This is a genomic window from Nocardia sp. NPDC005998, from assembly GCF_040614395.1.
In the GTDB taxonomy this organism is placed as follows: Bacteria; Actinomycetota; Actinomycetes; order Mycobacteriales; family Mycobacteriaceae; genus Nocardia.
Map to the genome: position 1 here is coordinate 526,755 of NZ_JBEXUI010000002.1, position 25,775 is coordinate 552,529.

General features: G+C 66.4%; 24 protein-coding genes and 1 pseudogene. 17 read left to right on the forward strand and 8 right to left on the reverse strand.

Features of this window, described 5'->3' with window-relative positions:
• Positions 1–143: 143 nt before the first annotated feature.
• Positions 144–473, reverse strand: a complete 330-nt coding sequence (locus tag ABZ293_RS06000; RefSeq protein ID WP_354960496.1) for an ArsR family transcriptional regulator — start codon at positions 471–473, stop codon at positions 144–146.
• 21 nt (positions 474–494) lie between these two features.
• Here ABZ293_RS06000 and ABZ293_RS06005 point away from each other — a divergent pair, with 21 nt between their 5' ends.
• A complete protein-coding gene (locus tag ABZ293_RS06005) occupies positions 495–1,760 on the forward strand; it encodes an MFS transporter (RefSeq protein ID WP_355177692.1) in 1,266 nt (421 codons plus the stop codon).
• A 76-nt stretch (positions 1,761–1,836) separates the two neighbouring features.
• Positions 1,837–3,237, forward strand: coding sequence for a pentapeptide repeat-containing protein (locus tag ABZ293_RS06010; RefSeq protein ID WP_355177694.1), 1,401 nt, complete (start codon positions 1,837–1,839; stop codon positions 3,235–3,237).
• Here the strand turns inward: ABZ293_RS06010 and ABZ293_RS06015 are convergent.
• Positions 3,200–3,469, reverse strand: coding sequence for a hypothetical protein (locus ABZ293_RS06015; RefSeq protein WP_355177696.1), 270 nt, complete (start codon positions 3,467–3,469; stop codon positions 3,200–3,202). The genes ABZ293_RS06010 and ABZ293_RS06015 overlap by 38 nt on opposite strands.
• Complete coding sequence (locus tag ABZ293_RS06020) at positions 3,457–3,852, reverse strand: VOC family protein (RefSeq protein ID WP_355177889.1); 396 nt, start codon at positions 3,850–3,852, stop codon at positions 3,457–3,459. Before ABZ293_RS06020 ends, ABZ293_RS06015 begins: the two co-directional genes overlap by 13 nt.
• A 199-nt stretch (positions 3,853–4,051) precedes the next feature.
• Here ABZ293_RS06020 and ABZ293_RS06025 point away from each other — a divergent pair, with 199 nt between their 5' ends.
• On the forward strand, positions 4,052–5,158 hold the full coding sequence (locus ABZ293_RS06025) for a zinc-binding dehydrogenase (protein WP_355177698.1): 1,107 nt from the start codon (positions 4,052–4,054) through the stop codon (positions 5,156–5,158).
• 72 nt (positions 5,159–5,230) lie between these two features.
• On the opposite strand, the gene ABZ293_RS06030 is transcribed toward ABZ293_RS06025, so the two are convergent.
• Positions 5,231–5,668 (reverse strand): MarR family winged helix-turn-helix transcriptional regulator, encoded by a 438-nt coding sequence (locus ABZ293_RS06030; RefSeq protein WP_355177700.1) that lies wholly within the window; start codon positions 5,666–5,668, stop codon positions 5,231–5,233.
• Between the two features lie 59 nt (positions 5,669–5,727).
• Between ABZ293_RS06030 and ABZ293_RS06035 the strand changes: the two genes are divergently transcribed.
• The 8 genes from ABZ293_RS06035 to ABZ293_RS06070 all read left to right on the forward strand — a co-directional run bounded on the left by ABZ293_RS06035 (position 5,728) and on the right by ABZ293_RS06070 (position 12,610).
• The gene (locus ABZ293_RS06035) at positions 5,728–6,135 is read left to right on the forward strand and encodes a MarR family transcriptional regulator (protein WP_355177702.1); all 408 of its coding nucleotides are present in this window, start codon (positions 5,728–5,730) and stop codon (positions 6,133–6,135) included.
• A 100-nt stretch (positions 6,136–6,235) separates the two neighbouring features.
• Positions 6,236–6,982: a 4-hydroxy-tetrahydrodipicolinate reductase gene (dapB, locus tag ABZ293_RS06040; protein ID WP_355177704.1), complete on the forward strand. Its 747-nt coding sequence runs from the start codon at positions 6,236–6,238 to the stop codon at positions 6,980–6,982.
• Positions 6,983–7,004: 22 nt separating this feature from the next.
• Complete coding sequence (locus ABZ293_RS06045) at positions 7,005–7,511, forward strand: hypothetical protein (protein WP_355177706.1); 507 nt, start codon at positions 7,005–7,007, stop codon at positions 7,509–7,511.
• Positions 7,512–7,833: 322 nt separating this feature from the next.
• Entirely contained in the window at positions 7,834–8,286 is a 453-nt protein-coding gene (locus ABZ293_RS06050) for a flavodoxin family protein (RefSeq protein WP_355177708.1), read from the forward strand.
• 114 nt (positions 8,287–8,400) lie between these two features.
• Positions 8,401–9,084 (forward strand): response regulator transcription factor, encoded by a 684-nt coding sequence (locus ABZ293_RS06055; RefSeq protein WP_355177891.1) that lies wholly within the window; start codon positions 8,401–8,403, stop codon positions 9,082–9,084.
• 95 nt (positions 9,085–9,179) lie between these two features.
• A complete protein-coding gene (locus ABZ293_RS06060) occupies positions 9,180–10,373 on the forward strand; it encodes an ATP-binding protein (RefSeq protein ID WP_355177710.1) in 1,194 nt (397 codons plus the stop codon).
• The gene (locus ABZ293_RS06065; protein WP_355177712.1) at positions 10,366–11,379 is read left to right on the forward strand and encodes a hypothetical protein; all 1,014 of its coding nucleotides are present in this window, start codon (positions 10,366–10,368) and stop codon (positions 11,377–11,379) included. The genes ABZ293_RS06060 and ABZ293_RS06065 overlap by 8 nt, the downstream gene beginning before the upstream one ends.
• A 31-nt stretch (positions 11,380–11,410) precedes the next feature.
• On the forward strand, positions 11,411–12,610 hold the full coding sequence (locus ABZ293_RS06070) for a crosslink repair DNA glycosylase YcaQ family protein (protein ID WP_355177714.1): 1,200 nt from the start codon (positions 11,411–11,413) through the stop codon (positions 12,608–12,610).
• Between the two features lie 299 nt (positions 12,611–12,909).
• On the opposite strand, the gene ABZ293_RS06075 is transcribed toward ABZ293_RS06070, so the two are convergent.
• Positions 12,910–13,356 (reverse strand): toxin-antitoxin system HicB family antitoxin, encoded by a 447-nt coding sequence (locus tag ABZ293_RS06075; RefSeq protein ID WP_355177716.1) that lies wholly within the window; start codon positions 13,354–13,356, stop codon positions 12,910–12,912.
• A gap of 146 nt (positions 13,357–13,502) precedes the next feature.
• Between ABZ293_RS06075 and dapA the strand changes: the two genes are divergently transcribed.
• The 3 genes from dapA (at position 13,503) to ABZ293_RS06090 (ending at position 17,418) form a co-directional block, all read left to right on the forward strand.
• On the forward strand, positions 13,503–14,411 hold the full coding sequence (dapA, locus tag ABZ293_RS06080) for a 4-hydroxy-tetrahydrodipicolinate synthase (protein WP_355177718.1): 909 nt from the start codon (positions 13,503–13,505) through the stop codon (positions 14,409–14,411).
• Between the two features lie 67 nt (positions 14,412–14,478).
• Positions 14,479–16,485: a ribonuclease J gene (locus ABZ293_RS06085; protein WP_355177720.1), complete on the forward strand. Its 2,007-nt coding sequence runs from the start codon at positions 14,479–14,481 to the stop codon at positions 16,483–16,485.
• 306 nt (positions 16,486–16,791) lie between these two features.
• On the forward strand, positions 16,792–17,418 hold the full coding sequence (locus tag ABZ293_RS06090) for a TIGR03085 family metal-binding protein (RefSeq protein ID WP_355177722.1): 627 nt from the start codon (positions 16,792–16,794) through the stop codon (positions 17,416–17,418).
• Between the two features lie 169 nt (positions 17,419–17,587).
• On the opposite strand, the pseudogene ABZ293_RS06095 reads toward ABZ293_RS06090, so the two are convergent.
• Positions 17,588–17,944, reverse strand: a pseudogene (locus tag ABZ293_RS06095) (DDE-type integrase/transposase/recombinase); the annotation flags it as partial.
• 46 nt (positions 17,945–17,990) lie between these two features.
• Here ABZ293_RS06095 and ABZ293_RS06100 point away from each other — a divergent pair.
• Positions 17,991–19,451: a class I adenylate-forming enzyme family protein gene (locus ABZ293_RS06100; RefSeq protein ID WP_355177724.1), complete on the forward strand. Its 1,461-nt coding sequence runs from the start codon at positions 17,991–17,993 to the stop codon at positions 19,449–19,451.
• Here ABZ293_RS06100 and ABZ293_RS06105 read toward each other — a convergent pair.
• Positions 19,448–19,702, reverse strand: coding sequence for an acyl carrier protein (locus ABZ293_RS06105; protein ID WP_355177726.1), 255 nt, complete (start codon positions 19,700–19,702; stop codon positions 19,448–19,450). The genes ABZ293_RS06100 and ABZ293_RS06105 overlap by 4 nt on opposite strands.
• Before the next feature lie 82 nt (positions 19,703–19,784).
• On the opposite strand from ABZ293_RS06105, the gene ABZ293_RS06110 reads away from it, so the two are divergent.
• A complete protein-coding gene (locus ABZ293_RS06110) occupies positions 19,785–21,101 on the forward strand; it encodes a hypothetical protein (protein WP_355177728.1) in 1,317 nt (438 codons plus the stop codon).
• Between the two features lie 134 nt (positions 21,102–21,235).
• Here the strand turns inward: ABZ293_RS06110 and menD are convergent, their stop codons facing one another.
• Entirely contained in the window at positions 21,236–22,879 is a 1,644-nt protein-coding gene (gene menD / locus ABZ293_RS06115) for a 2-succinyl-5-enolpyruvyl-6-hydroxy-3-cyclohexene-1-carboxylic-acid synthase (RefSeq protein WP_355177893.1), read from the reverse strand.
• Between the two features lie 266 nt (positions 22,880–23,145).
• On the opposite strand from menD, the gene ABZ293_RS06120 reads away from it, so the two are divergent.
• Positions 23,146–25,722 carry a DNA translocase FtsK gene (locus tag ABZ293_RS06120; RefSeq protein WP_355177730.1) on the forward strand — a complete coding sequence of 859 codons (2,577 nt, stop codon included), beginning with the start codon at positions 23,146–23,148 and terminating at the stop codon, positions 25,720–25,722.
• The last annotated feature ends 53 nt before the right edge of the window (positions 25,723–25,775 follow it).

Here is a 25,775-nt window from a genome sequence, read left to right on the forward strand (position 1 = left end):
CCCTGGGGGCCGGAGTGATTCGCTCCGGTCCTCGATCTGCAAATGTGGGTCCGCGATCACGTTTCGACGCTTGTGCGGTTGGCGCGGCGCTCTATGTTCGCCGTGGTGTCGGAAGCGACGACGGGCGGTCGGCCGACCGCGGATCAGTCGCTGCGGGCGCGATTGGCGGCGTCGACGATCGAGGGCAGCAGGCCCGGCAGGGCATTGTCGAGATCCTCGGAGCGCAGGCGCTGGCAGGTCTGGCCGTCGATGATCAGTCGCTCGATAACACCGGCTTCGCGCAGGATCTTGAAGTGGTGGGTCGCGGTCGATTTGTTGATCACCTCGTAGAGCGCACCACAGCGCATGGCGGTGCCCGCATTGCTGAGTCGGCGGACCATCTCCAATCGCACCGGATCCTGTAGTGCTCCGAGCACGGCGGGTAATGAGGCAACCGGCGGTGCCTCGGTGGCCGATTCCTTAGTTTCGGTCATGATCTACCTCACAGTGGTTTGATGACCATCGTACCGGCTGTATCGTCTCTATGGTTCGATCATCATCAAACTTACCTGATCGGGGTTCCGATGGCAGCGACAATGACGGTGGCGGCCGACCAGCAGACCTCTCAGCGCTGGGCCTACGCGCTGATTCTGGTGGCGAGTGGCGTGGCCCTCGGCGTCTCCGGGGTGCCCGCGCCGCTGTACGGCATGTACCAGAAGGAATGGCATTTCTCGCCGCTGACGACGACATTCGTCTTCGCGGTCTACGCATTCGCGGCGCTGGCCGCGGTGCTGGTCTCGGGGCGTATCTCCGATGTGGTCGGCCGCAAGCCGGTGCTGCTCGGTGCGTTCGCGACCATGATCATCGGGCTGGTGGTCTTCCTGCTGGCCGATAATGTCGCGATGCTGTTGGTGGCGCGGGCGCTGCACGGACTGGCGGTCGGCTCGACCGTGGTGGCCGGTGCCGCGGCGCTGCTCGATCTGCGTCCGAAGCACGGTGCGCGGTCGGGGCAGCTCAGTGGCGTTGCCTTCAATGTCGGTATGGCCGTGGCGATTCTGGGGTCGGCGGTGCTGGCACAGTACGCGCCGCATCCGCTGCGCACGCCCTACGTCGTGATCACCGTGGTGTGCCTGCTCATCGGACTCGGCGTCATCGCATTGCGCGAACCGCATACCGCGCGGGTGGCCGGACGCATCCGGATCGCGAAACCGGCAGTGCCGCAGGAGATTCGCGGTGACTTCTGGTTCTCGGCACTGGGCGTCATGGCGGCCTGGTCGGTGCTCGGTGTGCTGCTGTCGCTGTATCCTTCGCTCGCTTCGGCGGAGACGGGCATTCACAATCTGGTCTTCGGTGGTGCGGTCGTCGCCTCGACCGCGGTGGCCGGTGCCACGGCTCAGCTGTTCGCGACCGGAATTCCGGCGCGGCGCGCGGCGATCGGCGGCGATACCGGCATGGCGGTGGCGCTGGTGTTGACGGTGCCCGCCTTGCACACCGGCAACTGGGTCGTGGTGCTGCTGGCCGGAGTGTTGCTCGGCGCGACCTTCGGGCTCGGATTCGGTGGTTCGCTGCGGCATCTGTCCGAGGTTGTGCCGCAGCACAAGCGGGGCGAGACCATGTCGGCGTACTACCTGCTCGCCTACACGGCCATGGCACTGCCGACCATCCTGGCCGGATGGGCGGCGACCGAGTGGGGGCTGAGCGAAGTGTTCCCGTGGTTCGTCGGTGCGGTCGCCTTCGCCTGCCTGGTGGCAGCGGGGCTGGGTCTGCGGCGCAATCGGTAGTCGAAAACCCAAGGGGCACAGACTCGGCCGATCTCATCCGGTAGTGGGCGAGCGACAATCCGGCTAACATGCGGTGATGCGATGGGGGCGGTTGGGCGACCGACTACACCGCGCGGCATTGTTGCTCGCGGTGTTCGGTGCGGTGGTCGGCGGATTGGTGATCGCCGGGCTGACCTGGTGGTTGTTGTGGTGGCTATTGGGTGCGAAGGCCGAGACCCCGAATCAGTTGGACCTCACCAAGATCGCGCTATCGGTGGCGGCCGGAGTTGGCGGGGCGGTCGCGCTGGTGGTGGCGTATCGGCGGCAGCGGGATCTGGAGCGGGGACGGTTCGCGGAGTTGTTCGGGGCGGCGGCACGGCAGTTGGGGGATGCGGATGCGGCGGTTCGGATCGCCGGGGTCTATGCGATGGCGGGGGTAGCGGACGAATTCTCGGCACCGAGTCGAAGACAGCAGTGCATCGATGTGATGTGCGGATATCTGCAGCTGCCGTACGAACCGGCCGATGGGGCGAATCATCTTGTCTCGCGGGCCGAGTCGGCGGAGGAAGCCGGGGTCAAGGTCGAGCGGGTCTACGAATTCCGGCGCAATGATCGGGAGGTGCGTCGCGCGATCGTGCGAGTGATCGCACAACATCTGAAGCCGTCGGCGGAGATCTCGTGGTCGGCGTGCACATTCACCTTCAATAACGCGGTGATCGAGCAGGCGGACTTTCGGTATGCGGTGTTCCGGGGACGGCATACGTCATTTGCCGGAGCGACCTTCATCGGACCGACCACCTTCGAGTTCGCGAGCTTCGCCGGGCTGCATCTGACCTTCCGCGGCGCGACCTTTCGGGCGGGTCCGGCGCTGTTCGATCGCGCGGGGTTCGGGTCCGATCGCATGGAGCGGCGTGAACCGGCAGGTGTCGGCACCACCTTCGCCGAGGTCACCTTCGAAGATCCGGCATCGTTCGAGGGCGCGACCTTCCGGGGTCCGCGCACCGACTTCAGCGGCGTACGTTTCCTCGGCGCCCGAACCTCGTTCCAGGACGTGAAGTTCCGGGCCGAGCTGACCTCGTTCGAGCGGGCTGCCTTCGATGGTGACCACATCGCCTTCGACCGCGCCGAATTCACGAGTCCCCGTGTCACATTCAAAAGCGCACAGTTCTACGCCACGCTCACCGCCTTTGACGAGGCCAGAGTGGGCACGCCGAATCGATTACGCAACCGGGGCACCCGCGAAACGGACTTCTCGCGGGCGGAGTTCCACGGTGATATCAGGTTCCCGCGGACCGTGTTCGGCGGGCGCATGGTCGACTTCACCGAGGGTGACTTCTTCGGCGGTATCTCGTTCCTCGGCACCCGTTTCGCCGCCCAGGAAATCCACTTCGATCGCCCGAAGGCCTGGGTGGGCACGCATTTCGACTGGGATGACGTGCCCACTCGCAAACCGACCAGCGTCAAACCCAATCCCTGGCCGCCGACCGCCGCGGGGTGATGCTCACCCGTGCGTCGGGCTTCACGGCAGGCCAGGACTGCGCGTTCAGATGGCCCAGTGTGTATTTCGCGAGCAGATCGTCGGCGATCTTGCCTGCGATCAGCTCGTAGACGGCTTCAGTTGGATGCGCGAGATCACTGGTGCTGCGGCAGCGCCGAATCGTGGGTCTTCTGGTGTCGTGTCGGGGCACCCGCGTGCGCGGCTGCCCCGACGGGCGCACTACGTCGGCCAACCGCCGTACGGGACGGTGATCAGCTCCAGGAAGTGACCGTTGGGGTCGAGGAAGTAGACGCCACGACCGCCGTCATTGTGGTTGATCTCGTTGACGCCCTGTTGCCGTGGATCGGCCCAGTGCTCCAGTTTGTAGCGCTGGATCTTGGCGTAGGCCGCGTCGAACTCGGCCTCGGAGATCAGGAATGCGTAGTGCTGGGGCTGGATTTCGGTGATGTGTGGTGGCACGTTCGCGAAGTCGAAGGTGACTCCATTACCCGTGGGAAGCGGGATGAACGGGCCCCACTCTTTGCCCAGTTCCAAACCCAGGATGTCCGACCAGAATTCGGCGGACGCTCGATGGTCGTGACAGCCGACGATGGTGTGATTGAACTGTACTGACAGGGGATTACTCCTTATGTCGTGACGGTCCCGACCCCGGGCTCGGTACAAGGCGGCCTACGGGAGCACCGTCACGGGCGTCGAGGCTAGCGAATCGGTTCCCACCGTGCCACCCTCGAGTGATCGGGACCATCATTCGTCGAGCGCGTTTCCGGCTGTGACCCACTTCGCTGGCTGCGATGCCGCGCGGTAGCGTCGTGGGATGAAGATTCGAGGGGCGGTCCTGGAGCGGATCGCAGCGCCCGTGCCGTTCGCCGAGTCGGCGCCGATCACCGTCTGTGAACTGGACCTCGGCGAGCCGGGGCCAGGGGAGCTGCTGGTGCGCATCGAGGCCGCCGGACTGTGTCATTCGGACCTGTCGGTGGTGGATGGAAACCGGGTGCGACCGGTGCCGATGCTGCTCGGGCACGAGGCGGCGGGCATTGTCGAGGCGGTGGGGCCCGGCGGCAGTGATCTCGCGATGGGGCAGCGCGTGGTGATGACCTTTCTGCCGCGCTGCGGGGAGTGCGCGGGCTGCGCCAGCGAGGGCCGCACGCCATGTGGGCCGGGCAGTGCGGCCAATAATGCAGGTGAGCTATTGAATGGTGGGCGGCGGCTGCACCGCGCGGGTACTGAGGTACACCATCATCTCGGGGTGTCCGCCTTCGCCACGCATGCCGTCGTCGATCGCCGATCGGTGGTGCCGGTCGATGCCGATGTGCCGCCGGAGGTCGCGGCGGTGTTGGGTTGCGCGGTACTGACGGGTGGCGGGGCGCTGCTCAATTCCGTGAAGCCTGGTCCGGCCGACCGGATCATGGTGGTCGGGCTCGGTGGCGTCGGGATGGCGGCGGTGCTCGTCGCGGTGTCGCTGGGCGAGCACGAGGTGATCGCCGTCGATACTGTCGCGGAAAAGCTCGCTCTTGCAAAGGAACTCGGCGCAACCGCCGCTTACACACCGGCCGAAATCGCGGAACAGGGCATCGTGGCCGATGTCGTTGTCGAGGCCGCGGGCAATGTCCGTGCCTTCGAAACCGCCATCGCCGCAACGGGACCCGGCGGTACGACAGTCACCGTCGGCCTGCCCGCCCCCGATGCCCGCGCGAGCATTTCACCTCTCGCCCTGGTCGCCCAGGGGCGCACCATCATCGGCAGCTATCTCGGCTCGGCAGTCCCATCGCGTGACATCCCCGAATACGTCCGCATGTGGCGCGCGGGTCGCCTGCCCGTCGAGAAGCTGGTGTCCTCCCATGTCGGGTTGGACGAAATCAACCATGCCATGGACGAACTGGCCGCAGGGCATGCGCTGCGGCAAGTGATCGTGTTCGAGTAGTCCACCCGCGGTGCCCTTTCGGGACACCCGCTACCTGGCCTGTGTGCTGGATTACGGCGGCGATCGGGATGCTCAGGTTTCCCGCCTGTCCAGTGCGTCGACGAATTGTCCCAGCAGGCGGGCGAATTCGGTGCGCTCGCGATCGGTCCAGTCCGACATCGCGGCCGCCATTGCGGCGCGGCGGCCATTGCGGGCCGCGGTCACGACGGCGTGCCCGGTGGGGGTCAGCCGCAGGACGGCTCGCCTGCCGTCCTGCTGATCCGCGACCCGTTCGAGATGTCCGGATGAAACCGCTTGGGCGACAAGGCGACTCGCGCGCGGCTGATCGACGCCCAGCGTGGGGGCGAGGGCTCCGACGCTAGCTGCGCTGGTACCGGCCACCGCGTCCAGCACCCGGAAGACCGCGATGGGCACCGGCGAATCCTTGCCGAGTGCCCCCCGCGTCTGACGTCGCCGAATCCGGACCATTGCCGCCTCGACGGCCTCGGTGACTACATCGTGCTCTTCCATTCTCTCCACTTTCATGTCATATTGCATGTAGTTGTAATTCTACATGTATCGGAGGAATCATGGCCGCACAACGCCCGATCGGTTACTGGCTCAAGGAACTCGATCGCCTGATCAATGCCCGCTTCGAGGACGACCTGGCCGCCGCCGGGCTGACTCGTCGGCACTGGCAGATGCTCAACTCGTTGGCCGAAGGCCCCCGCCCCGCCGCCGATGTCCGCGACGGTCTTGCGCCATTCTGGAACGACCTGTCGGAGTGGGACATTCAACTCGCGTATCTGGTAGATCGCGGCGACATCACCGACGATTCGGGCACCTTGGCCCTCACCGCAGCGGGCCGCACCACCCATCAGGAAGCCTTCGCCCTGATCGGCAAGCGCCGCCGCGCCATGCTCGACGGCATTACCGATGAGCAGTACGGCGAGACGGTCCGCCTGCTCGAAAGGATGGCCGAAAATATGGCCGCCTAGCAGTGAAACGTAGTCATGCGTACCCGGCGGGAGGTCAGCGGAGGGGGATGTGAGCAGGGTCGATAGGCTTGCGGGGACAGCAGGCGAATGAGGAGGTGCGGTGACCATTCGGGTCGGAGTGCTCGGTGCGCGCGGAAAAGTCGGGCAGGCTATCTGCGAGGCGGTGCAGGCGGCGGGCGATCTGGAGTTGGTCGCTACCGTCGATAAGGACGATTCGCTGGAGGCGTTCACCGAGTCCGGGACGCAGGTGGTCGTCGACTTCACCAATCCCGATGTGGTGATGGGGAATCTGAAGTTTCTGGTGGAACGCGGGATTCACGCGGTCGTCGGCACCACCGGATTCGACGCGGCGCGCCTGGACGAGGTGCGCGGCTGGCTGGCCGGGCAACCGGAGACCGGTGTGCTGATCGCCCCGAACTTCGCCATCGGCGCGGTGCTGTCCATGCGCTTCGCCGAACAGGCGGCCCGATTCTTCGATTCGGTCGAGGTCATCGAACTGCACCACCCGAATAAGCTCGACGCCCCCTCGGGTACCGCCTACCGCACCGCAGGCCTGATCGCCGCGGCCCGGGACAAGGCCGGAGTCGGCCGCAGCCCCGACGCCACCACCCAGGAACTCGACGGTGCGCGCGGCGCCGACGTCGACGGCGTCCGGGTGCATTCGGTGCGCCTGGCCGGACTTGTCGCGCACCAAGAGGTGCTGTTCGGCACCCAGGGCGAAACCCTCACCATCCGGCACGATTCCATCGACCGCTCCTCCTTCGCCCCCGGTGTGCTGCTCGGCGTGCGCCAGATCGCGAACCGCCCCGGCCTGACCGTCGGGCTCGACCCCTTCCTGGATCTGTGAGCGAGCGCAGCGAGGTGGAGTCATGAACGCCCCGGAACCGGTCGAGGCGGGCCGCGGCACCGAGGTCCGCAAGGTCGTCTTGTTCATCGCGGTCCTGGTCGTCGTGCTGGGCTTCTATTTTGTGCTGCTCGGCCGCATCGCGATCAGCCTGATCGGTTCCGGTGACGCGCCCGCCGTGATCATCGGCGTCGGTGTGCTGATCCTGCCGCTGCTCGGCGTCTGGATCGTCGTGGCCACCGTCCGCGCTGCCATGGCCCACCAGCATCTGGCCCGTCGCATCCACGAGGAGGGCCTGGAACTCGACACCTCCGAACTACCCCGCCGCCCCTCCGGCCGCATCGAACGTGAAGCCGCCGACCAACTGTTCAACCAGGTCAAACAGGAGTGGGAGGCCGATCCCGACAACTGGCGCGTCTCCTACCGCCTCGCCCGCGCCTACGACTACGCCGGTGACCGCAGCCGCGCCCGGGAAACCATGCGGCGCGCAGTCGCGCTGGAGAAGATCGAAAGCGATCAGCGCGCGGATTGATCACGCGACTGCCGAACGAAGACCCCCGAACAGATCAGTCCCCGGTAGTCTCCATCGAATTCGTGAGTCTCAACCGTCGTTGATTACTCCGATATTCGACTGACTTGCCGGGGGCCTGGCCAGATCCTGGAAGGTGTCTCCGATGTCTACGAACGTCTTCGTCCGACAGTTCGGCACTTTCCGGTATTCCGGTGTAACCCTTAATTTTCCTCTACTTTTGTCGCCAGTCAATAGCTAGACGCCCTGGAATACGCCCGATTTTTGGCTCAATGGTGTGCTGGCGTCCCACCCTTAACTCGAGTGCCGCAGTACGCTGCTGGATGTGTCTCGGCTGCTGATCATTCATCACACTCCGTCACCGCATATGCAGGCGATGTTCGAGGCCGTGGTGTCCGGTGCGACAGATCCGGAGATCGAGGGTGTCGAGGTGGAACGCCGGGCGGCGCTGGCGGTTACCGCCAGCGATGTGTTGGGCGCGGATGGTTATCTGCTCGGTAGCCCGGCAAATCTCGGTTATATGTCCGGTGCGCTCAAGCATGCGTTCGATACCTTCTACTACCCGTGTCTGGACTCGACGCGTGGTCGGCCGTTCGGCTTCTACCTGCACGGCAATGAGGGCACCGAAGGGGCCGAACGCGGAGTGGTCAGCGTGACCAACGGGCTCGGCTGGGAGAAGGTCGCGGCGCCGGTTATCGTGATGGGCCCGCCCTCCAAGGACGATCTTCAGCGCTGCTGGGAGCTCGGGGCGACCGTCGCGGCGCACCTCATGGCGTGACGGCCCCCGAATTTTGGTGTCTGACAGGTCGCCGCGGCAGCCGGGCATACTACGAGATGACGTTGTAACGGTGGGGATGTGGACGAGTTTGCTCGGGAACGGAGTGTCGAGGTGATGTGGGCCGAAGGGGGCGAAACAACACCGCGCCGAATCGGGTTGGTCGAGGACCACGAATCGGTGGCGATCGGGCTGGCCGCGATGCTGGCGCCGGAATCCGATCTCGATCTGGTGCTGACAGCGGGGACCGTACCGGAACTACTTGCGGCGGCGGCGAATAGCGCGCCGCTGGATCTGGTCGTCCTCGATCTGCGATTGGCCGATGGATCCTCGCCGGAAGACAATGTGCGCGCGCTGCGCAACCGCGGCGTGGAGGTCCTGGTATTCACCGGCGCGGATAACGCGTTCCTGGTGCGTGCCGCCGCGAAGGCCGGTGTACTCGGCGTGGTGCGCAAGTCCGAGGATGCGCCGACCGTGGTCGCGGCGGTGCGTCGCGCCGCCTCGGGTGAGCAGGTGGTGACCACCGACTGGGCTGCCGCCATCGATGGTGATCCGCAGCTGTCCGACGTGGGTCTGAGCCCGCGCCAGGAAGAGGTGCTCACGCTCTACGCCTCCGGTGAGAAGGCCTCCCGCGTCGCGCGGCTGACCGGACTCTCCGAACAGACCGTCAACGACTATCTGGGGCGCATCCGGCAGAAGTACGCCGATGCGGGGCGTCCGGCTCCCACCAAAACCGACCTCTACAAGCGGGCGGTAGAGGACGGATGGCTACCAGTTCCCGAGCGGCAGACCCGGGGATGACCGCGTCCAGCATGCTGGACACCTCATCACCAACCGCGAGTTCGGCCGCGCTCGACCCATTCCGGGCGAGTCGGTGGCGCCGTGGGCGGGCCGCGGTGTCCAGGCAGAAGATTGTCGAGGCGGCCTCGGATCGCATTCTGCGCCGCATGGGTCTGGCCGTCGGCATCGCCGGAGTGATCGTCGCGATCGTCGAACTGCCCGATATCGCCGACCAGGTCAAATTCGTCTCCAGCCCGTGGGCGAGCGTAGTGGTCGGCGTGGCGCTGGGATGGTTCCCGGTGCTCGCGGTCGTATCGATCGCGATGGGCACCAGGGTGATCCGCGTGGTGGCGGCCGCGGCCGCGGTGAGTTACCTTGCGGCGCTTGCGACCATGCCGTTCATCTACGCCGCACCGCTGACCGATACCGCATCGGTGTGGATGTATCGAGTGCTCGCGCTCGGTGTGCTGGCCGCGGTGCTGGCCTGGCCTCCGGCGCTGGCCGTGGCCTATCTGCTGGTTGCCGCCGCGGCCGCGGCGCTGGCGAACCGGTATGTGGTGCCCGACGCGACGGTGTGGTCACTGATCGACGACTTCGCCAGGGCCGCTGGCCTGTGCGCGCTTTTCCTCTGGTGCTGTATCTACGCGCTGGCGGCGGCCGCGCGGGTGGACCGTGAATCGGTTATCGCGAGTCGGCGTGCGGCTGCGGTGGCCGGTGCGGCGGCCCGGGATCGGGAGCGCGCCCGGTTCGCCGCGCTCATCCACGATGCGGTGCTGTCGACGCTGCTCGATGCCTCGCGTGCCGGTGCCGAATCGCCGGTACTGCGCCGTCAGGCCGAACGCACGCTCGAACAACTCGACGAATGTCGCGGCGCCAATACCGAACCCGACCGTTTGGACGCGCAATCGGCGATCGGCTTCCTGCGCGCAGCAGTGTACGAGGTGAATCCGGCAATCCGCTTCACCGCGCGGCGCTGGGCCGGACTCGATGATCTGCGACTGCCCGTGCAAGCCGCTGGCACCATCGCCGCCGCGCTCGCCGAGTCGGCGCGAAATAGTCTGCGCCACGCCACCGTTGCGGGCCGCGATGTGCGGCGCACCGTCACGGTGACGATCAGTGCGGGCGGTATCCGGGTCGTATTCCGTGACGACGGAGCGGGTTTCGATCTGGATCGGGTGCCCGCCGATCGGCTCGGTGTCTCGGTGAGCATCCTCGGCCGGATGCGCCAACTGGCCGGTGGGGCCGGATTCGTGGAATCCCAACCGGGGGAGGGCACCACGGTGACCCTGGTCTGGGGTGGCGATGGCTGACACCGGTAACGAATTCGGTCTGCGCGACCTGCTCGGTCTGCGGGACCGGTCGGCATGGCTGTTCCTGGTCATCTTCGAGGCGACGATCCTGCTCTACATGACGCGCAACTTCGCCGAATCGCCGCTGATTCTGGCCCTGATCGCGCTGGTGCTGCTGGTCGGGGCGGGGGTGGTGGTCCTGGTGATTCCGGTCGACCCGCTGCCACTGCCCGCAGCGATCGCGGTGGCCGCGGCCGGGCCGCTCGCGACCGCGCTGACCACCGTCGATATCGATCATGGCGCGTCCAAACAGGTCTGGACCGCATTCGCCTCGTCCTATGTGCTCGCGGTGCTGGTGTTGCGCGGCCGTTTGGGTGCGGCGTGGTGGGGTGTGGCCGGGATCGCGGCGGTGATCGCGGTGGTCGGCGCGACGACCGGACTGCGCGTGGTGGTCGGATCCATCGTGCCGATCGCCACGGTGGCCGGGGTCTCGATCGGCGCGGCGGTCATGCGGCCGATGCAGCGTTCGCTGCGGCTGCTGCGGGAGGAGGCGACCATGCGCGCGGCCGCTGAGGCGACTATGGCCGCGCAGAACGGTGAGCGCGATCGGCAACTGGCCCGGCTCGACAAGGTGGCCCGCCCGATTCTGGAACGCATTGCCGACGGCGCGGAACTCACCGCATGTGAGCGGGAGGAGTGCCGACTGCTCGAGGCCGAACTGCGCGACGGATTGCGCGCGCCCCAGCTGGTGACCGACGAGCTGAGCAGTGCCGCCCGCGGCGCGCGCTCACGAGGGGTCGAGGTGGTGCTGCTGGATGACGGCGGTTTCGCCGGGGTCCCGAAGTGGGTGCGCCAGCAGGTGATCGAATCCGCGACCCGCGAATTGGACGCGGCCAATGTCGGTTCGGTCACCGTCCGGGTGCTGCCGATGGGACGGCGGGTGCTCGCCACGGTGCTCGCGAACGCACCGGACTGCGATCGGCGCACCGAGATCGATACCGCGGGTGAGGTCTCGGTCTCGACGTGATCTGTCGGACCCCCATGGCATTGTCGTGCGCATGCGGAAGATGAGTGCGGCCACGGCGCGTCGGACGGCGCTGGCCGCGCAGGGGTTCGCGGCGCGGCGGCCCAGCACGACAACGCGGAAGTCGGTTCTGGGTGCGGTGGCGAGAACGCAACTGCTGCAACTGGATTCGGTATCGGCGGTGGTGCGCGCGCACTATGCGCCGGTTTTCAGCCGGATCGGCGGATACGACCGCACGCTGCTGGACGACGCCGCCTGGAGCAATGGTGTGCGGCGCCCCCGGCGACTGGTCGAATACTGGGCGCACGAGGCCGCGCTGATCCCCGTCGAGGACTGGCCGCTGATGCGATGGCGAATGCGCAGATACGAGCACGGTCGCTGGGATGGCGTGCGCCGGGCGAAGGAGCGCAACCCCACCCTCGGCAAGGACATTCTCGATGTGATCACCGAGGTCGGCGCGGCTACCGCCGGTGAGGTGGAGCGTCATCTCGAACTGGACAAGCCGCGCCCCAAAGGGTCCTGGTGGAATCTCAGCGATACCAAGATGATCTGCGAACAGCTCTTCGCCGCCGGTGACCTCTCGGTCGACAAGCGGGTCGGTTTCGCCAGGCACTACGACCTGGCCGAGCGGGTGATCCCGCCGGAGATCCTGGCACACGATGTCTCCGAGACCGACGCGGTGCGGGAGTTGGTATTGCGCGCTGGGACCGCACTCGGCGTCGCGACGGAAACCGACCTGCGCGACTACTACCGGCTGCACCGATCACAAACCGAACCGGCGATCGCCGATCTGGTCGATGCGGGGGAGTTGGCGCCGGTCGAGGTGACAGGCTGGGATAAGCCCGCCTATCTGCGTGCCGGTGCGTCGACGCCGCGCCGGATCGAGGGTGCGGCGCTGCTGTGCCCGTTCGATCCGCTCATCTTCTTCCGCGCCCGCACCGAGCGGATCTTCGACTTTCACTACCGGATCGAGATCTACACGCCGGAAGCCAAACGGGTGCACGGCTATTACGTCTTTCCATTCCTGTTGAACGGGGAGTTGGTGGGCCGCGTCGACCTGCGGGCCGAGCGTGCGGCCGGACGGCTGCTGGTGCCCGGTGCGTTCGCCGAGCCCGGCCACCGCACTCCGGAGACGGCCCGAGCGCTCACCGACGCGCTGCGAGAGATGGCCGACTGGCTCGAACTCGATGAGGTGGTGATCGGCGAACGCGGCGATCTCGCGCCGCTGTTGTGAACGGTCGCACTCAGGCCGATTTCGGGGTCGCGTGGCTGCGTGTTCCACCCGTGCCACGAACCGCTCGACGTGATCGAGTGCGTCCCTGGCTTCGGGCAGCAGCGGGAACATGTGGAACCTGCCCCGCCACAGCTGGACCTCGCAGTCGCCGCGCGCAATGCCGCGCAATACGCTGCAGCATCGGCCACCAATACCTCGGCGGCGTCCGCCTGCAACGCAACGCTGCTTGCAATAGTTGGCGGTACCCGAACTCACCGCAACGTTGGAGGGAAATCGCTATCGATCGGGTATCGCCCCGGTCAGATATCGCGCTTGGGCCCGTATGCGCGCATCTGATCGCGCAGTGCCCCGCTGACGGCGTTCGATAGCCACGAGTTCAGCGAAACCCCGCTCGCCGCGGCCGCCTCTTCCGCCTTGGCCTTCATCTGCTCGACCAACCGCAGGGTGACCCGGCTGATATCGCCGGTCATTTCCTCGAAGCTCGGATGTTCGCTCTCCGCGGGCGGGTTCTTGCGGACGTCCACGGTCGCATCGGTGCCGTCCACCGAGACATGTACCGTCCGGTCGCCGAGTTCGGTGCTGACCTCGGCGGCGAGATCCGACAGCGCCGCCAGCAGCGCCAGTCGCGCCGAACTCTCCGTCGCCGCCGCCAGTGCGGCGGCAGTGGCCTGGGTCTTTTCATCACCGAGTGCGGCGGCCGCGATCAGGTCCTCGCGTAGCCGGGCGGTGTATTTATTCAAATCCATGACATCAGTGTGACGCCATTTGTGATGTCATTCAAGGAAGTTTTGACACCATGATCATAGAGTGGGAGGCGAATCACTTGCCCGGGCAAGCCGATCGGCGGTCGGGGTGTCGAGGGCGTTCCCTGGAGCGGGTAGCCTTTCTGACCATGACGAACGGTGAATCGACGCCAACGGAGTTGCGCGCGTCCGGCACAGTAGGTGTCGCGATGGTGACCCCCTTCGGTGCCGACGGCAAGCTCAATGTCGATGCCGGGGTCGCGCTCGCGGCACGCTTGGTCGACCGCGGCGTCGATTTGCTGGCGATTTCCGGGACCACCGGGGAATCGCCGACCACCACCGAATCGGAGAAGGCGGACCTGCTGCGCGCCGTCGTCGACGCCGTCGGCGACCGTGCCACCGTGATCGCCGGTGCGGGCACCTACGACACCGCGCACTCCATCGAACTCGCCCGCAATGCCCAGCGCGCGGGCGCGCACGGCCTGCTCGTGGTGACTCCGTATTACTCCCGCCCGTCCCAGGACGGCCTGCTCGCGCACTTCACCGCCATTGCCGACGCCACCGACCTGCCGGTCACCCTGTACGACATTCCGCCGCGCTCAGTGGTTCCCATCGCCAGCGACACCATTCGCAAGCTCGCCGAACATCCGCGCATCGTGGCGGTCAAGGACGCCAAGGGCGATCTGAACGCCGGTGCCGACCTCATCGCGAATACCGATCTGGCCTTCTACTCCGGCGACGACGCGCTGAATCTGCCCTGGCTCTCGGTCGGCGCGACCGGATTCATCAGCGTCATCGGACATCTCGTGCCCGAGCGGCTGCGCGCCCTGCTCGACGCATACACCGCCGGTGACGTCGTGCGCGCCCGTGAGATCAATGCGACTCTGCTGCCATTGAACGCCGCGATGTCGCGGCTGGGCGGCGTCGCCATGAGCAAGGGCGGTCTGCGCCTGCTCGGCATCGAGGTCGGCGAACCTCGTCTGCCGCAACTGATGCCGACCACCGAACAACTCGACGCCCTGGCCGCCGACCTTCGGCTGGCAGGGGTGCTTTCATGAGGAGTAAGCGAATCAACGACACCGCACTGTCAGACATGATCGAACCAACCAGAGGTGAGGTGCAGTCATGACTGAATCAGTAGGCCGCAGACCCCGGCGGAGCGCGACCCGAGCCGCGGGCGCGCCCGAACCCGCGGCGAAGCGTCCGGCCGCCTCGGAAAAGTCCGATCGGGCAGCGCAATCCGAAGCTGGCGAGCTATCGCGATCCCCCGAATCGGCGCCTGCCCAGCAGGCTCCCGCCGCGAAGGCTCCGGCCGCGAAGGCTCCGGCCGCGAAGGCTCCGGCCGCGAAGGCTCCGGCCGCCAGGGCCGAGCAGCCCCGCAGACAGGGCCGCGGCCGTCAGCAGGGTGGCCGCGGACGCGGTGAGCAGCCTCCGGCCCCCGCCGAACGCGCCGCCACCGACCGGCTCGGCACACCGCCGAAGCTCCCCAAGCACGGTCTGCGTGTCTTCGCCCTGGGCGGCATCGGCGAAATCGGCCGCAATATGACCGTTTTCGAATACGGCGGCAAACTACTCATCGTCGACTGCGGTGTGCTGTTCCCGGAGGATCAGCAGCCCGGCGTCGACCTGATCCTGCCCGACTTCCGGCCCATCGAGGACCGGATGGACGATGTCGAAGCCATCGTGCTCACCCACGGCCACGAGGATCACATCGGCGCAGTGCCGTTCCTGCTGCGGCTGCGCGGCGATATTCCGGTTGTCGGATCGAAATTCACCCTCGCGCTGGTGGCCGCGAAATGTCGCGAACACCGGCAGCGCCCGAAACTCGTCGAGGTGATCGAGGGCCAGCACACCACGCACGGCCCGTTCGGCTGCGAATACTTCGCTGTCAACCACTCGATTCCGGACGCCATCGCCGTCGCCATTCGCACCCCGGCGGGCGTCGCGCTGCACACCGGCGATATCAAACTAGATCAGCTGCCCCTGGACGGTCGCCTCACCGACCTGGCCGGATTCTCCCGCCTCGGTGACGAGGGCGTCGACCTGTTCCTGGTGGACTCCACCAATGCCGAGGTGCCCGGCTTCGTCACGCCCGAACGCGAGATCGGCGGCGTACTGGACACGGTGATCGGCAAGGCCCGCAACCGGGTGATCGTCGCATCATTCGCCAGCCACGTGCACCGCATTCAGCAGGTGGTCGATGTGGCCCAAAAGTACGGGCGCCGTGTGTGCTTCGTCGGCCGGTCGATGACGCGCAATATGGAGATCGCACAGGAACTGGGCTATCTGACGGTGCCCGACGGTGTGGTCGTCGATCTCGATGTCGCCGCCACCCTGCCGGGCGATCGGCTGGTGCTGATCTCCACCGGATCACAGGGCGAACCGCTTTCGGCCTTGTCGCGGATGGCGCGCGGTGAACACCGCCAGATCAATATCCGCGCCGACGATCTCGTGGTGCTGGCCTCGTCGCTGATCCCCGGCAATGAGAATTCGGTGTTCGCGGTGGTCAACGGTCTGGCCCGGCTCGGCGCCACGGTGATCACCCAGCAAAACGCGAAGGTGCACGTCTCCGGGCACGCGTCGGCGGGTGAGCTGCTGTATCTGTACAACGCGGTGCGGCCAACCAATGCCATGCCGGTGCACGGCGAATGGCGGCATCTGCGCGCCAATGCCGCGCTGGCCGTGGCGACCGGTGTGCCGGAGGATCGGGTAGTGCTCGCCGAGGACGGCGTGGTGGTCGACCTGGTCGACGGGATTGCCTCGATCGTGGGCCGGGTTCCGGTCGGGCATGTGTATGTCGACGGTCTGTCCGTCGGCGATGTCGGCGAGTCGACGCTGTCGGATCGTCTGGTCCTGGGCGAGGGCGGGTTCATCTCGATCACCCTCGCGGTCGACTCGACCACGGGCAAGGCGGTCAGCACCCCCGAGATCAGTGGGCGCGGATTCTCCGATGATCCGACCGCACTGCTGGACGCCGCGGAGTTGGTCGAGGCCGAACTGCTGCGACTGGCCGGTGAGGGTGTCACCGATACCCATCGGATCGCGCAGAGCGTGCGGCGCGTGGTCGGCCGGTGGGTGGCCGAGACCTACCGCCGCCGCCCGATGATCGTTCCGACGGTTATCGGGGTCTGACAACTGCTGTGAAACCGCCGGATGGCATTGTCACCCGGCGGTTTTCACGTTCTGGCTCGGACAGATCGAGTCGCGTGGTCGCGGTCGGCGCCGGGCCCTGTCATGACTGGTGCTGCTTTCGAAGCCGTCACTCGATGGCGCGCTCGTCACGCATGAACCCGAGCTCGACGGGCTGTTGTCGGAGCTGCACACCATGACTTTCTTGGGCGGGGATAGGTAGTGCGCCCGCCGGATTGGGGGCTATGGCCGCAGAACCGGAGCTAACAGGCGTCGAATTGCCGGAGCTGGTCGGCTATGTTCGGCAGTGTGAACATGGCACAGCGGGAACGCCGGGCGCTGGTCGACACGATGTCCGCCGTCGGACCGGATGCGCCGACCCTCTGCGGCGCGTGGACCGTGCGAGATCTGGCCGCGCACTTGGTCGTTCGTGAACGCCGCCCGGACGCGTCCCCGGGAATCATGCTGAAGCCGCTCGCCGGATACCTGGAGTCGGTACAGACCAAGGCGGCACGGCGGCCCTTCCCCGACCTGCTGGAAGACGTGCGGACCGGTCCGCCGTGGTGGTCGCCGCTCAAGCCGGTCGATGCGCTCGCCAACCTGACCGAGATGTTCGTCCATCACGAGGATGTGCGCCGCGCCGTGCCCGGTTGGGAGCCGCGTGCGCTGCCCGCAGCCGATGAGGCCAGCCTGTGGGCGGCGCTGCGTCGCATGGGCAAGATGGCCTACCGGAAATCGCCGGTCACCGTCGAGCTGGCCACACCGGATGGAAAGAACGCCGTCGTACATACGAAATCCGGAACCGCGAAGGTGACGCTGACCGGCAAGCCCTCCGAACTGCTGCTGCACGCCTTCGGCCGCGATGAGGTCCGGATCGAAACCGCGGGTGATCCCGATGCCGTCCGGAGTGTGCTGAGCCTCGATCGCTCGGTGTAGCCGGTGCCCTGCCGGGCGACATGCCCACTGCGATGACAATTTCGCGACGACCGATTTCGTCCGTACATGGGTAACTCAGCGGACTATCTGGTTCCGGCCGAAATCCGTGACAGCTGGCTTCGAAGTCGTCCGGTGATCGCCGATCCGGCTTCTTCTGGATGTGCTGGGCAATCCCGTTGTCGGCCAGCCGATTTGCGAATCGTATTGCAGTCCAGGTCGAGCCGCGGTCGAAACGATGGGCCAGCTGTCCATCACGCATATCCCGCGCCCACACCGCATACTCGAGCGCCCCGAGCATCGGCTCGGTATCGCAGCGGTCCGAGCGCTTCCAGCCCACGATCCGGTTGGACAACGCATCCCTGACCGCGGCCGTCCAGGACACGCCTTCACCGGTCGGGATCCGGGTCGCGTCGGCCACCCACGGCCGCTTCGGGGCCCGCGCGGTGAAGTCACGGTGACCAGATCGGGTGCCGGTGTCGAACACGATCAGGATCTGGGGATCGCTGACGCCTTGTAGATGCCGCATCCCACTCCTATCCTTACGGCGAGGGGGCGGACCCCGCGGAGTAGAGATGATCTACGACAATCTGCTCGCACTGACAGCGCGGGCACCGACCACCAGCGGATTGCGGCAGGGGGAGGTATTTACGCCCTACGCCGCTTTGGTCGAGCGGATCGGCCGACTCGCCGCCGGCTTGATCGAACGTGGCATCGAGAGCGGCGATCCCGTTGCCCTACTGATTCCGAACTCACCCGATCTTTTCGTAACTGCCCACGCGCTCTTCGCCATCGGCGCCATCGCGATGCCGTTGGGCGAGACGGCCACGCGATCCGAACTTGCCACGCTCGCGCAAAAGACCGGACCCAACGCCGTCATCGCAACTCCCGGCCTTGCCGCTGCTGCCGAGACGCTGATCGCAGATGCGGCCCCCGGCATTCCCTTGTTCCTGACGGGCACCCTGCCCGAAGGAAGCGCAACCACCCAGCTGCCGAAACTGCCAGGCGACACAACGGCGCTCTACCTCTTCTCGTCCGGCTCGACCGGGTTGCCCAAGGTGGTGCCGCACACCTATGCCGAGCTCGTCGCTGATGGTGAACGAGCGAGCACCGCCTGGGATATTCAACCCGACGATATCGTCCTCGACATTCTGCCGGGCAACTTCTCGTTGGGCTTCCTAATGGCCGCTACGCAAGCCGTTGCCGGCGGTGCAACGACGCTCTACTGGAGCGATCCCCTGCCGCTGGCGCTTTCACGTAAGAAGCTGCTCGACACCATGGTCCGCGAGCGCGCCACCGTCATGGGTGCCGTTCCGGCAATGTACGAAATCGTCGCCGGTCAGCCCGGCAGTTTCGATCTCAGGCTGCGCATGGCCTTCTCGGGCGGTGTCACACTGAAGCGGCCGGTCTTCGAAGCGGTGCGTGAGCGCCTTGGTGTCACACTTCGTCAGGATTACGGCTCGACCGAGGCCAGCATGGTCTCGCACAATGACTCCGCCGATCCCGACGCAAGCTGGGCCTCGGTGGGCAAGCCGGCGGGCGACGCCAGGGTCCGCATCGTTCCGTTCGACACCGAATTCGGCCCATCCGTCGGCGAAATGGAACTGAGATCATCCTCGCTCATGCGGGGCTATCTAGACGATGCCGTGGCCAATGCTCAGGCGTTCGATGAGGGCTGGTTCAGGACCGGCGATCTTGCCTCGCTCGATGAAGAAGGTCGCATCTTTATCCGTGGCCGCAGCAAGCTGTTGATCGAGGTATCCGGCTACAAGATCGACCCCATCGAGGTGGAGGAGACGCTCATGACCTTGCCCGCCGTCGCCGAAGCCGCAGTAACGGGTCTCCCAGACTCGCGCGCCGGCAATCGGCTGATCGCGTTTGTCGTGAAAGGGGCGGATGTGTCGGCCGACGAGTTGATTCGCTATGCCCACGAAAGGCTGTCAGTTCAGAAGGTCCCGGCCGAGATAGCGTTCATCGACGCACTGCCGCGGAGCCCGACCGGCAAGGTGCTCCGCGCGCGGCTGCGCGAGCTTTAGGCAGGCTGAGCCGCTCGCTGCGAAACATAGGCCGCTAGGTCCGCAGGCGATTCGAACAGGTCCGCCCGTATCTCCGAGTCAGGGATGCTGATCTCGAATCGCTCCTCGAGGAAATGAACCAGCTTCACCAGACTGATCGAGTCCAGCAGGCCGGCCTCGAGCAAAAGCGTCTCGCGATCGACCGACGCTCCGCCGGTTTCGGCCACCATGGCGGAGATATACTCAATTATCGGTTGCTCGATATCGTTCATGACTCGAATCCCTTATGTAGTCGGCATAATAGCCAATTTCATCGCGACCTGAAATGGTGTTCGAAAACATGGGAGGACGGCTTTGGGCGAAACGCGCCCGCTGGGCGGACGGGAACAACTGCTCAACCATTTACATGCCAGTGGCGGGCTGATCGCCATGCAGGTGCTGCACGTGCGCGGCCGCCTCGATCCGGCGCTGGTGAAGCGCGCGCTCGCCTGGCTACAGACCCAGCACCCCATCCTTCGCGCTCATATCCGCTACGGCAAGATTATTTGGCGACCCGTGCCGCCCTTCGCCTATCGCCAGCGCTGGTTCGACACCGAGGGCACAACGGAGATCCCGTTGAAGGTGTTCGACGACACCGATCCAGACGCTTGGCGCAAGGTTTTTGCCGCTGACCTCCGCACGCCGATCCCGAAGGGCGACCATCCGCGCCTGCGGATAACGCTAGTGCGGCAGTCGTCCGACGCCGACCTCAACCACATCGTCATGTGCGCCGATCACGCGACGCTCGACGCCCTATCCGCCAACATGCTCGCTCGCCAGCTTCTCGAATTCCTGGCCGATCCAGCCAGGGCGGAACTGAAACCGCCGCTTCACACCGCCCTGCCCCCGCCGATCGAGGCCGGCCTGCCCAACAAGTCTGGCAGTGGCAACCAGTCTGGCAGTGGCAACAAGTCTGGCGGTGGCAAGAAGGCCACCTACACGCCAGCCATTCGGCTACCCAAGCAGAAGGTACGCGATCCGAAGAAAGAAACGCGAGTACTTGCGCGTCACCTCGGGCCCACCATAACGGCAACGCTCAGGGATGCCATCAAAGCCAACAGGACGACGCTGCACGGTGCGCTAACGGCGGCCTTCCTGCTTGCCATGCGCGAGCGGTACAGGCTCGACGCCATGACCGTGTTGGCCACGGTCGACCTCCGTCGCCTCAGTAAACTCGCGCTGCCGCGCGAGACCTGCGGTTGCTACGTCGACATCCTGCGTACCAAGCACCTGATAACCGACGACTTCTGGGCAACCGCCCGCGATGCCTCGTTCAAGCTGATCGCTGCGCTGGCAAAGGACCAGGAGTCCGCCTCGATTATGCAGTTTCCCGAATGGGAAGTGTATCGGCGCGAAGTCGGCCCAACGCTCCGGAACAACCGGCGCATCGACGGACTTGCTGTTACCACGGCAGACGAGTCCGGCCTTCAGACCAGCTACGGCGCCTACACGCTCGAGGACGTCACCAGGGCCGTTTCGGTCGACATATTCGGCCCCTCATTGTTTGTAATCGCCAACGAGCGGCTCGGTGGCCTCGACCTCAACGTCGCGTACGCGGCAATTGCGATGAGCGAGGAGGAGATACGGTGGCTCACCGACCACGCGGTGGCCCGGCTCGAAAGTGCTGGATAAGAACGCCGGGCCGATCGCAGCGTCGTGGACAAGGTTCCGGCGGCCGACCTCGCCGAACAATCCATCCCGTTGCCACTGGACGACGACTTCGACGCGTGACCGCGCCTGTCCGGCCACGGGCGAAGTAGCTCGAATCAGGACGCGATCTTGGCGCGCACCGTCGCGTGTAGCTCGCGCAGGTGCGACCGCTCGGTGACCACCTCGAGCACCCGTATGCCGTGTGCGTGCCCGGCCAACTCGACGGCCAACTGCTCCAGATCGACCTGGCGGTGCGGAATGCGGTAGGCGGCGCACAGCGCCGCCAGATCCATGCCGTGCGGGGTGCCGAACACCCGCTCGAATACTCCGGCATACCGCGGCTCACCCTGTTCCAGCAGCTCGAAGATGCCGCCGCCGTCGTCATTGGCGACCACGATGGTCAGATCGGCCGGGTGGGGTTCGTCGGACCCGATCAGCAGGCCGGACACGTCGTGAAGGAAGGTCAGATCACCCAGCAGCGCGACGGTGCGGCCGTCGTGGTGCAGCGCAGCGCCGACGGCCGTGGACACGGTGCCGTCGATGCCCGCGACACCGCGGTTGGACAGCACCGTGATACCCGGCCGTGGGTACGACACCAGGGCCGCGTCGCGCACCGGATTGGACGCGCCGAGCAGCAGCTGGTCGCCCTCGCGCAGCGAGTCCATCACCACCGCCGCCACGTGCAGGCCGGTCGGCTTCGGGTGCACGGCGAGTTCGGCCCGGACCAGCTCGGTCGCCCGCGCGCTGAGCTCACGGCAATGTGCCAGCCACTCCGGGCGCGATGCGCCGGTGACAATCGCCCGAGTGCCGGTGCCGACCACATTGCCGGAGACATCGGGCCAGCGCGGCCCGGTGGTGACCGCGTACACGGTGACATTCGGATCGGCCAGCACCTTGGCTACCGGACGGTGCAGGGTCGGACGGCCGGTGACGATGGCCTGGCGCGGCTTCAGCAGCGGCAGCGCCAATGGGTGCAGCGCGGGGCCGTGCATGGGGGCCGTGGGTTCGGCGACGGTTGGCAGCTCGGACAGTTCCGGCCGGAGCCCGGCACCGTGGCCGGAAATAACGACCGTGTCGGGGGTCAGGTCGACGTTGAGCGGCACATCGAGCATTGCGCGCTGGGTGAGCGTCCAGGCCCGTCCGCCCTCGCGTCCCTCGGGCGCGCACTCGCCGGGGGTGAGGTCGGGCACCAGCGGCTCGCGCAGCGGGATATCGAACTGCACCGGGCCCGCGTTGCCGGAGCGGGCGCCGCAGGCCGCGGCGAGCACCCGGCAGACCGCCGAGCGCCACACGTCGTTCTGGTGCCCATACGACGCACAGTCGGCGGACGCGGACTCTTCATCGGCGAGGCCGAGGCTGATGGTGGTGCGGACCTGAGTGCCGAACAGACCGAGCTGCTCCACGGTCTGGTTGGCACCGGAGCCGAGCATTTCGTAGGGCCGATCGGCGCTGAGCACCACCAGCGGCACCCGCGCGTAGCTGGCCTCCAGCACCGCAGGACCGAGGTTCGCCACTGCGGTCCCCGAGGTCATCACGACCGGCACCGGTAGCCGACTGGCTACCGCCAGTCCAACCGCAAGGAAGCCCGCGGTCCGTTCGTCGATGCGCATGTGCAGCCGCAGTCGGCCCGCAGCATCGGCCGCCTGCACAGCGAAGGCCAGCGCCGCGTTCCGTGCGCCGGGACACAGAACAACGTCCCGGACACCCCCGCGCGCGAGTTCGTCGACGACCACGTAGGCCTGCGCTGTGGACGGATCCACGACTCCAGCCTCGCAGACGGTCATCTCGGCGTCCACGCCATCCCTCCGTCGTGGTCACCCTGGAGGCCTCGCGGCCGCAGCGCGCGGTTGGGCACCGACGAATGCGCGAAACTTGCGCGCACTGGACCGCCGCGGTCTTATCCGACTCTCCAATTGCGCTGAGCGCGCTCTTCCGGCCGGCAAAATACTCGGCGAGGCGGATCAGTGACCTGCGATACGTGTGTGGTTGATGGTCTGGATGGGGCGTTTGCGGCTAGCCTGAGGCTATGGCAGGTAAGTCCCGCAGCTCCACGAACACTCGTGCGCGGGCGGGATCGGCCCGGGGGAGGACCACCGCGGCATCTCGTTCGGGTCAGGCTCGCTCCGTCGGTCAACGCCGGTCGCCCGCGCCGCGCGCCCGCACCGCCCCGGCGCGCCGCCCGGTCCGCCGCAAGTCCGATACTGCACCGCTCGCGGTGTTCGGCCGTGGCTGGAATATGCTCGCGCGCGGACTCGGCGCCACCACCCGGGCGGTGAGCCGGGCGGGCGAAATCGAACACGGCCATCGTCGCGACGGCACCGCATTGGCCCTCATCGCGCTCAGCGCGGTGATCGCGGCCGCGGTGTGGCTGTCCGCGGGCGGGCCGATCGGGCATTGGGTCGAAGCGGCGATTCGCGCCGTCGCGGGATCGGCGTCGGCCGGACTGCCCTTCGTGGCCACGGGCATCGCCATCATCCTGATGCGGACCGAGGCGCATCCGGAGATCCGGCCGCGGCTCGTACTCGGCGGATTGCTGACCGGGTTGCCGATCCTGGGACTGTGGCATATCGCGGCCGGGGCGCCAACCGATGCGCACGGACGTTCCCGCGCAGCGGGTTTCGTCGGTTTCGTGGTGGGCGGACCGCTCACCAATGGACTCACCGCTTGGCTGTCGGTACCGATTCTATTGCTGGCCATCGTCTTCGGGTTGCTGTTGGTGACCGGAACCACCGTGCGCGAGGTGCCGCAACGGCTGCGCGAGTATTTCGGCACCGGCAGCGGCGGCGACGAATACGGTGACTTCGACGGCGAATCCGAGTTCGATCCGGCCAATTACGACGCCGACGGATTTCCGCTGCATCGAAATACGAAGTCCAAGCGACGCGGTCGCACACCGCAGGAGAACTACCCGCCCGATGAATTCGGCGGCTCGGACGCGGTCACCGAGGTCATCGGTGAGCCGCCGCTGCGCGATGCGAAACCGATTGCGGTGGCGGAGGTCCCCGATGAGAAGCCCAAGCCGAAGAAGCGTGCCCCGGCCAAGGTCGAGGACCAGACGCCGCCACCATCGAAGCAATTGGAGTTCGTCACCGACCGCGAGGTCGAGGGCGATTACACGCTGCCGCCGCTGACGCTGCTGACCGATGGTGAGCCACCAAAGAAGCGCAGTGCCGCCAATGAATCGATGATCGAGGCGATCACCGAGGTGCTGGTGCAGTTCAAGATCGATGCGGCGGTCACCGGCTTCGTGCGCGGCCCGACGGTGACCCGCTACGAGGTGGAGCTCGGCCCGGGTGTGAAGGTCGAGAAGATCACCGCGCTGGCCCGCAATATCGCCTATGCCGTTGCCACCGAGAATGTTCGGCTGCTCGCCCCGATTCCGGGTAAATCCGCGGTCGGCATCGAGGTGCCCAATTCCGATCGGGAGCTGGTGCGCCTGGCCGATGTGCTGAAGGCGCCCGCGACTCGAAATGACCACCACCCCTTGGTGATCGGACTCGGCAAGAATATCGAGGGCGATTTCGTCTCGGCGAATCTGGCCAAAATGCCGCATCTGCTGGTCGCCGGCTCTACCGGTTCCGGTAAGTCGAGTTTTGTGAACTCGATGCTGGTATCGCTGCTCGCGCGGTCGACCCCGGACGAGGTCCGGATGATCCTCATCGACCCGAAAATGGTGGAACTCACCCCTTACGAGGGCATTCCGCACCTCATCACGCCCATCATCACCCAGCCCAAGAAGGCCGCCGCCGCGCTGGCCTGGCTGGTCGAGGAGATGGAGCAGCGCTACCAGGATATGCAGGCCAATAAGGTGCGCCACATCGACGACTTCAACAAGAAGGTCAAGTCGGGTGCGATCACCGCGCCGCTGGGCAGCGAGCGCGTGTACCGGCCATACCCGTACATCCTGGCCATCGTCGATGAACTCGCCGACCTGATGATGACCGCGCCGCGCGATGTCGAGGACGCGATCGTGCGCATTACCCAGAAGGCGCGCGCCGCGGGCATTCACCTGGTGCTCGCGACACAGCGGCCTTCGGTGGACGTGGTCACCGGTCTGATCAAGACCAATGTGCCGTCCCGATTGGCCTTCGCCACTTCGTCATTGACGGATTCGCGCGTCATCCTGGACCAGCCGGGCGCCGAGAAGCTGATCGGTATGGGCGACGGTCTGTTCCTGCCGATGGGCGCGAATAAGCCCACCCGCCTGCAGGGCGCGTTCATCTCCGATGAGGAGATCCACGCGATCGTCGACTTCGCCAAGAACCAGGCCGAACCCGAGTACCAGGAAGGCGTCACCGCCGCTAAGGCGGGCGAGAAGAAGGACGTCGATCCCGATATCGGCGATGACCTCGAGGTCTTCGTTCAGGCCGTGGAGTTGGTCGTGACTTCACAATTCGGCTCGACCTCGATGCTGCAGCGCAAGCTGCGTGTCGGCTTCGCCAAGGCGGGCCGCCTGATGGACCTGATGGAAACCCGGGGCGTCGTCGGCCCGAGTGAGGGTTCCAAGGCACGCGATGTGCTCATCAAGCCCGACGAGCTGGCGGGTCTGCTGTGGACGATCCGCGGCGGCGGTGCCGAGGAGCCGGAGAGTCCGGAGGCATAGCGCCGAAAATGCTTCGGCGACAACTATTCTCACCGTCGGTAGGCCACTGCGGC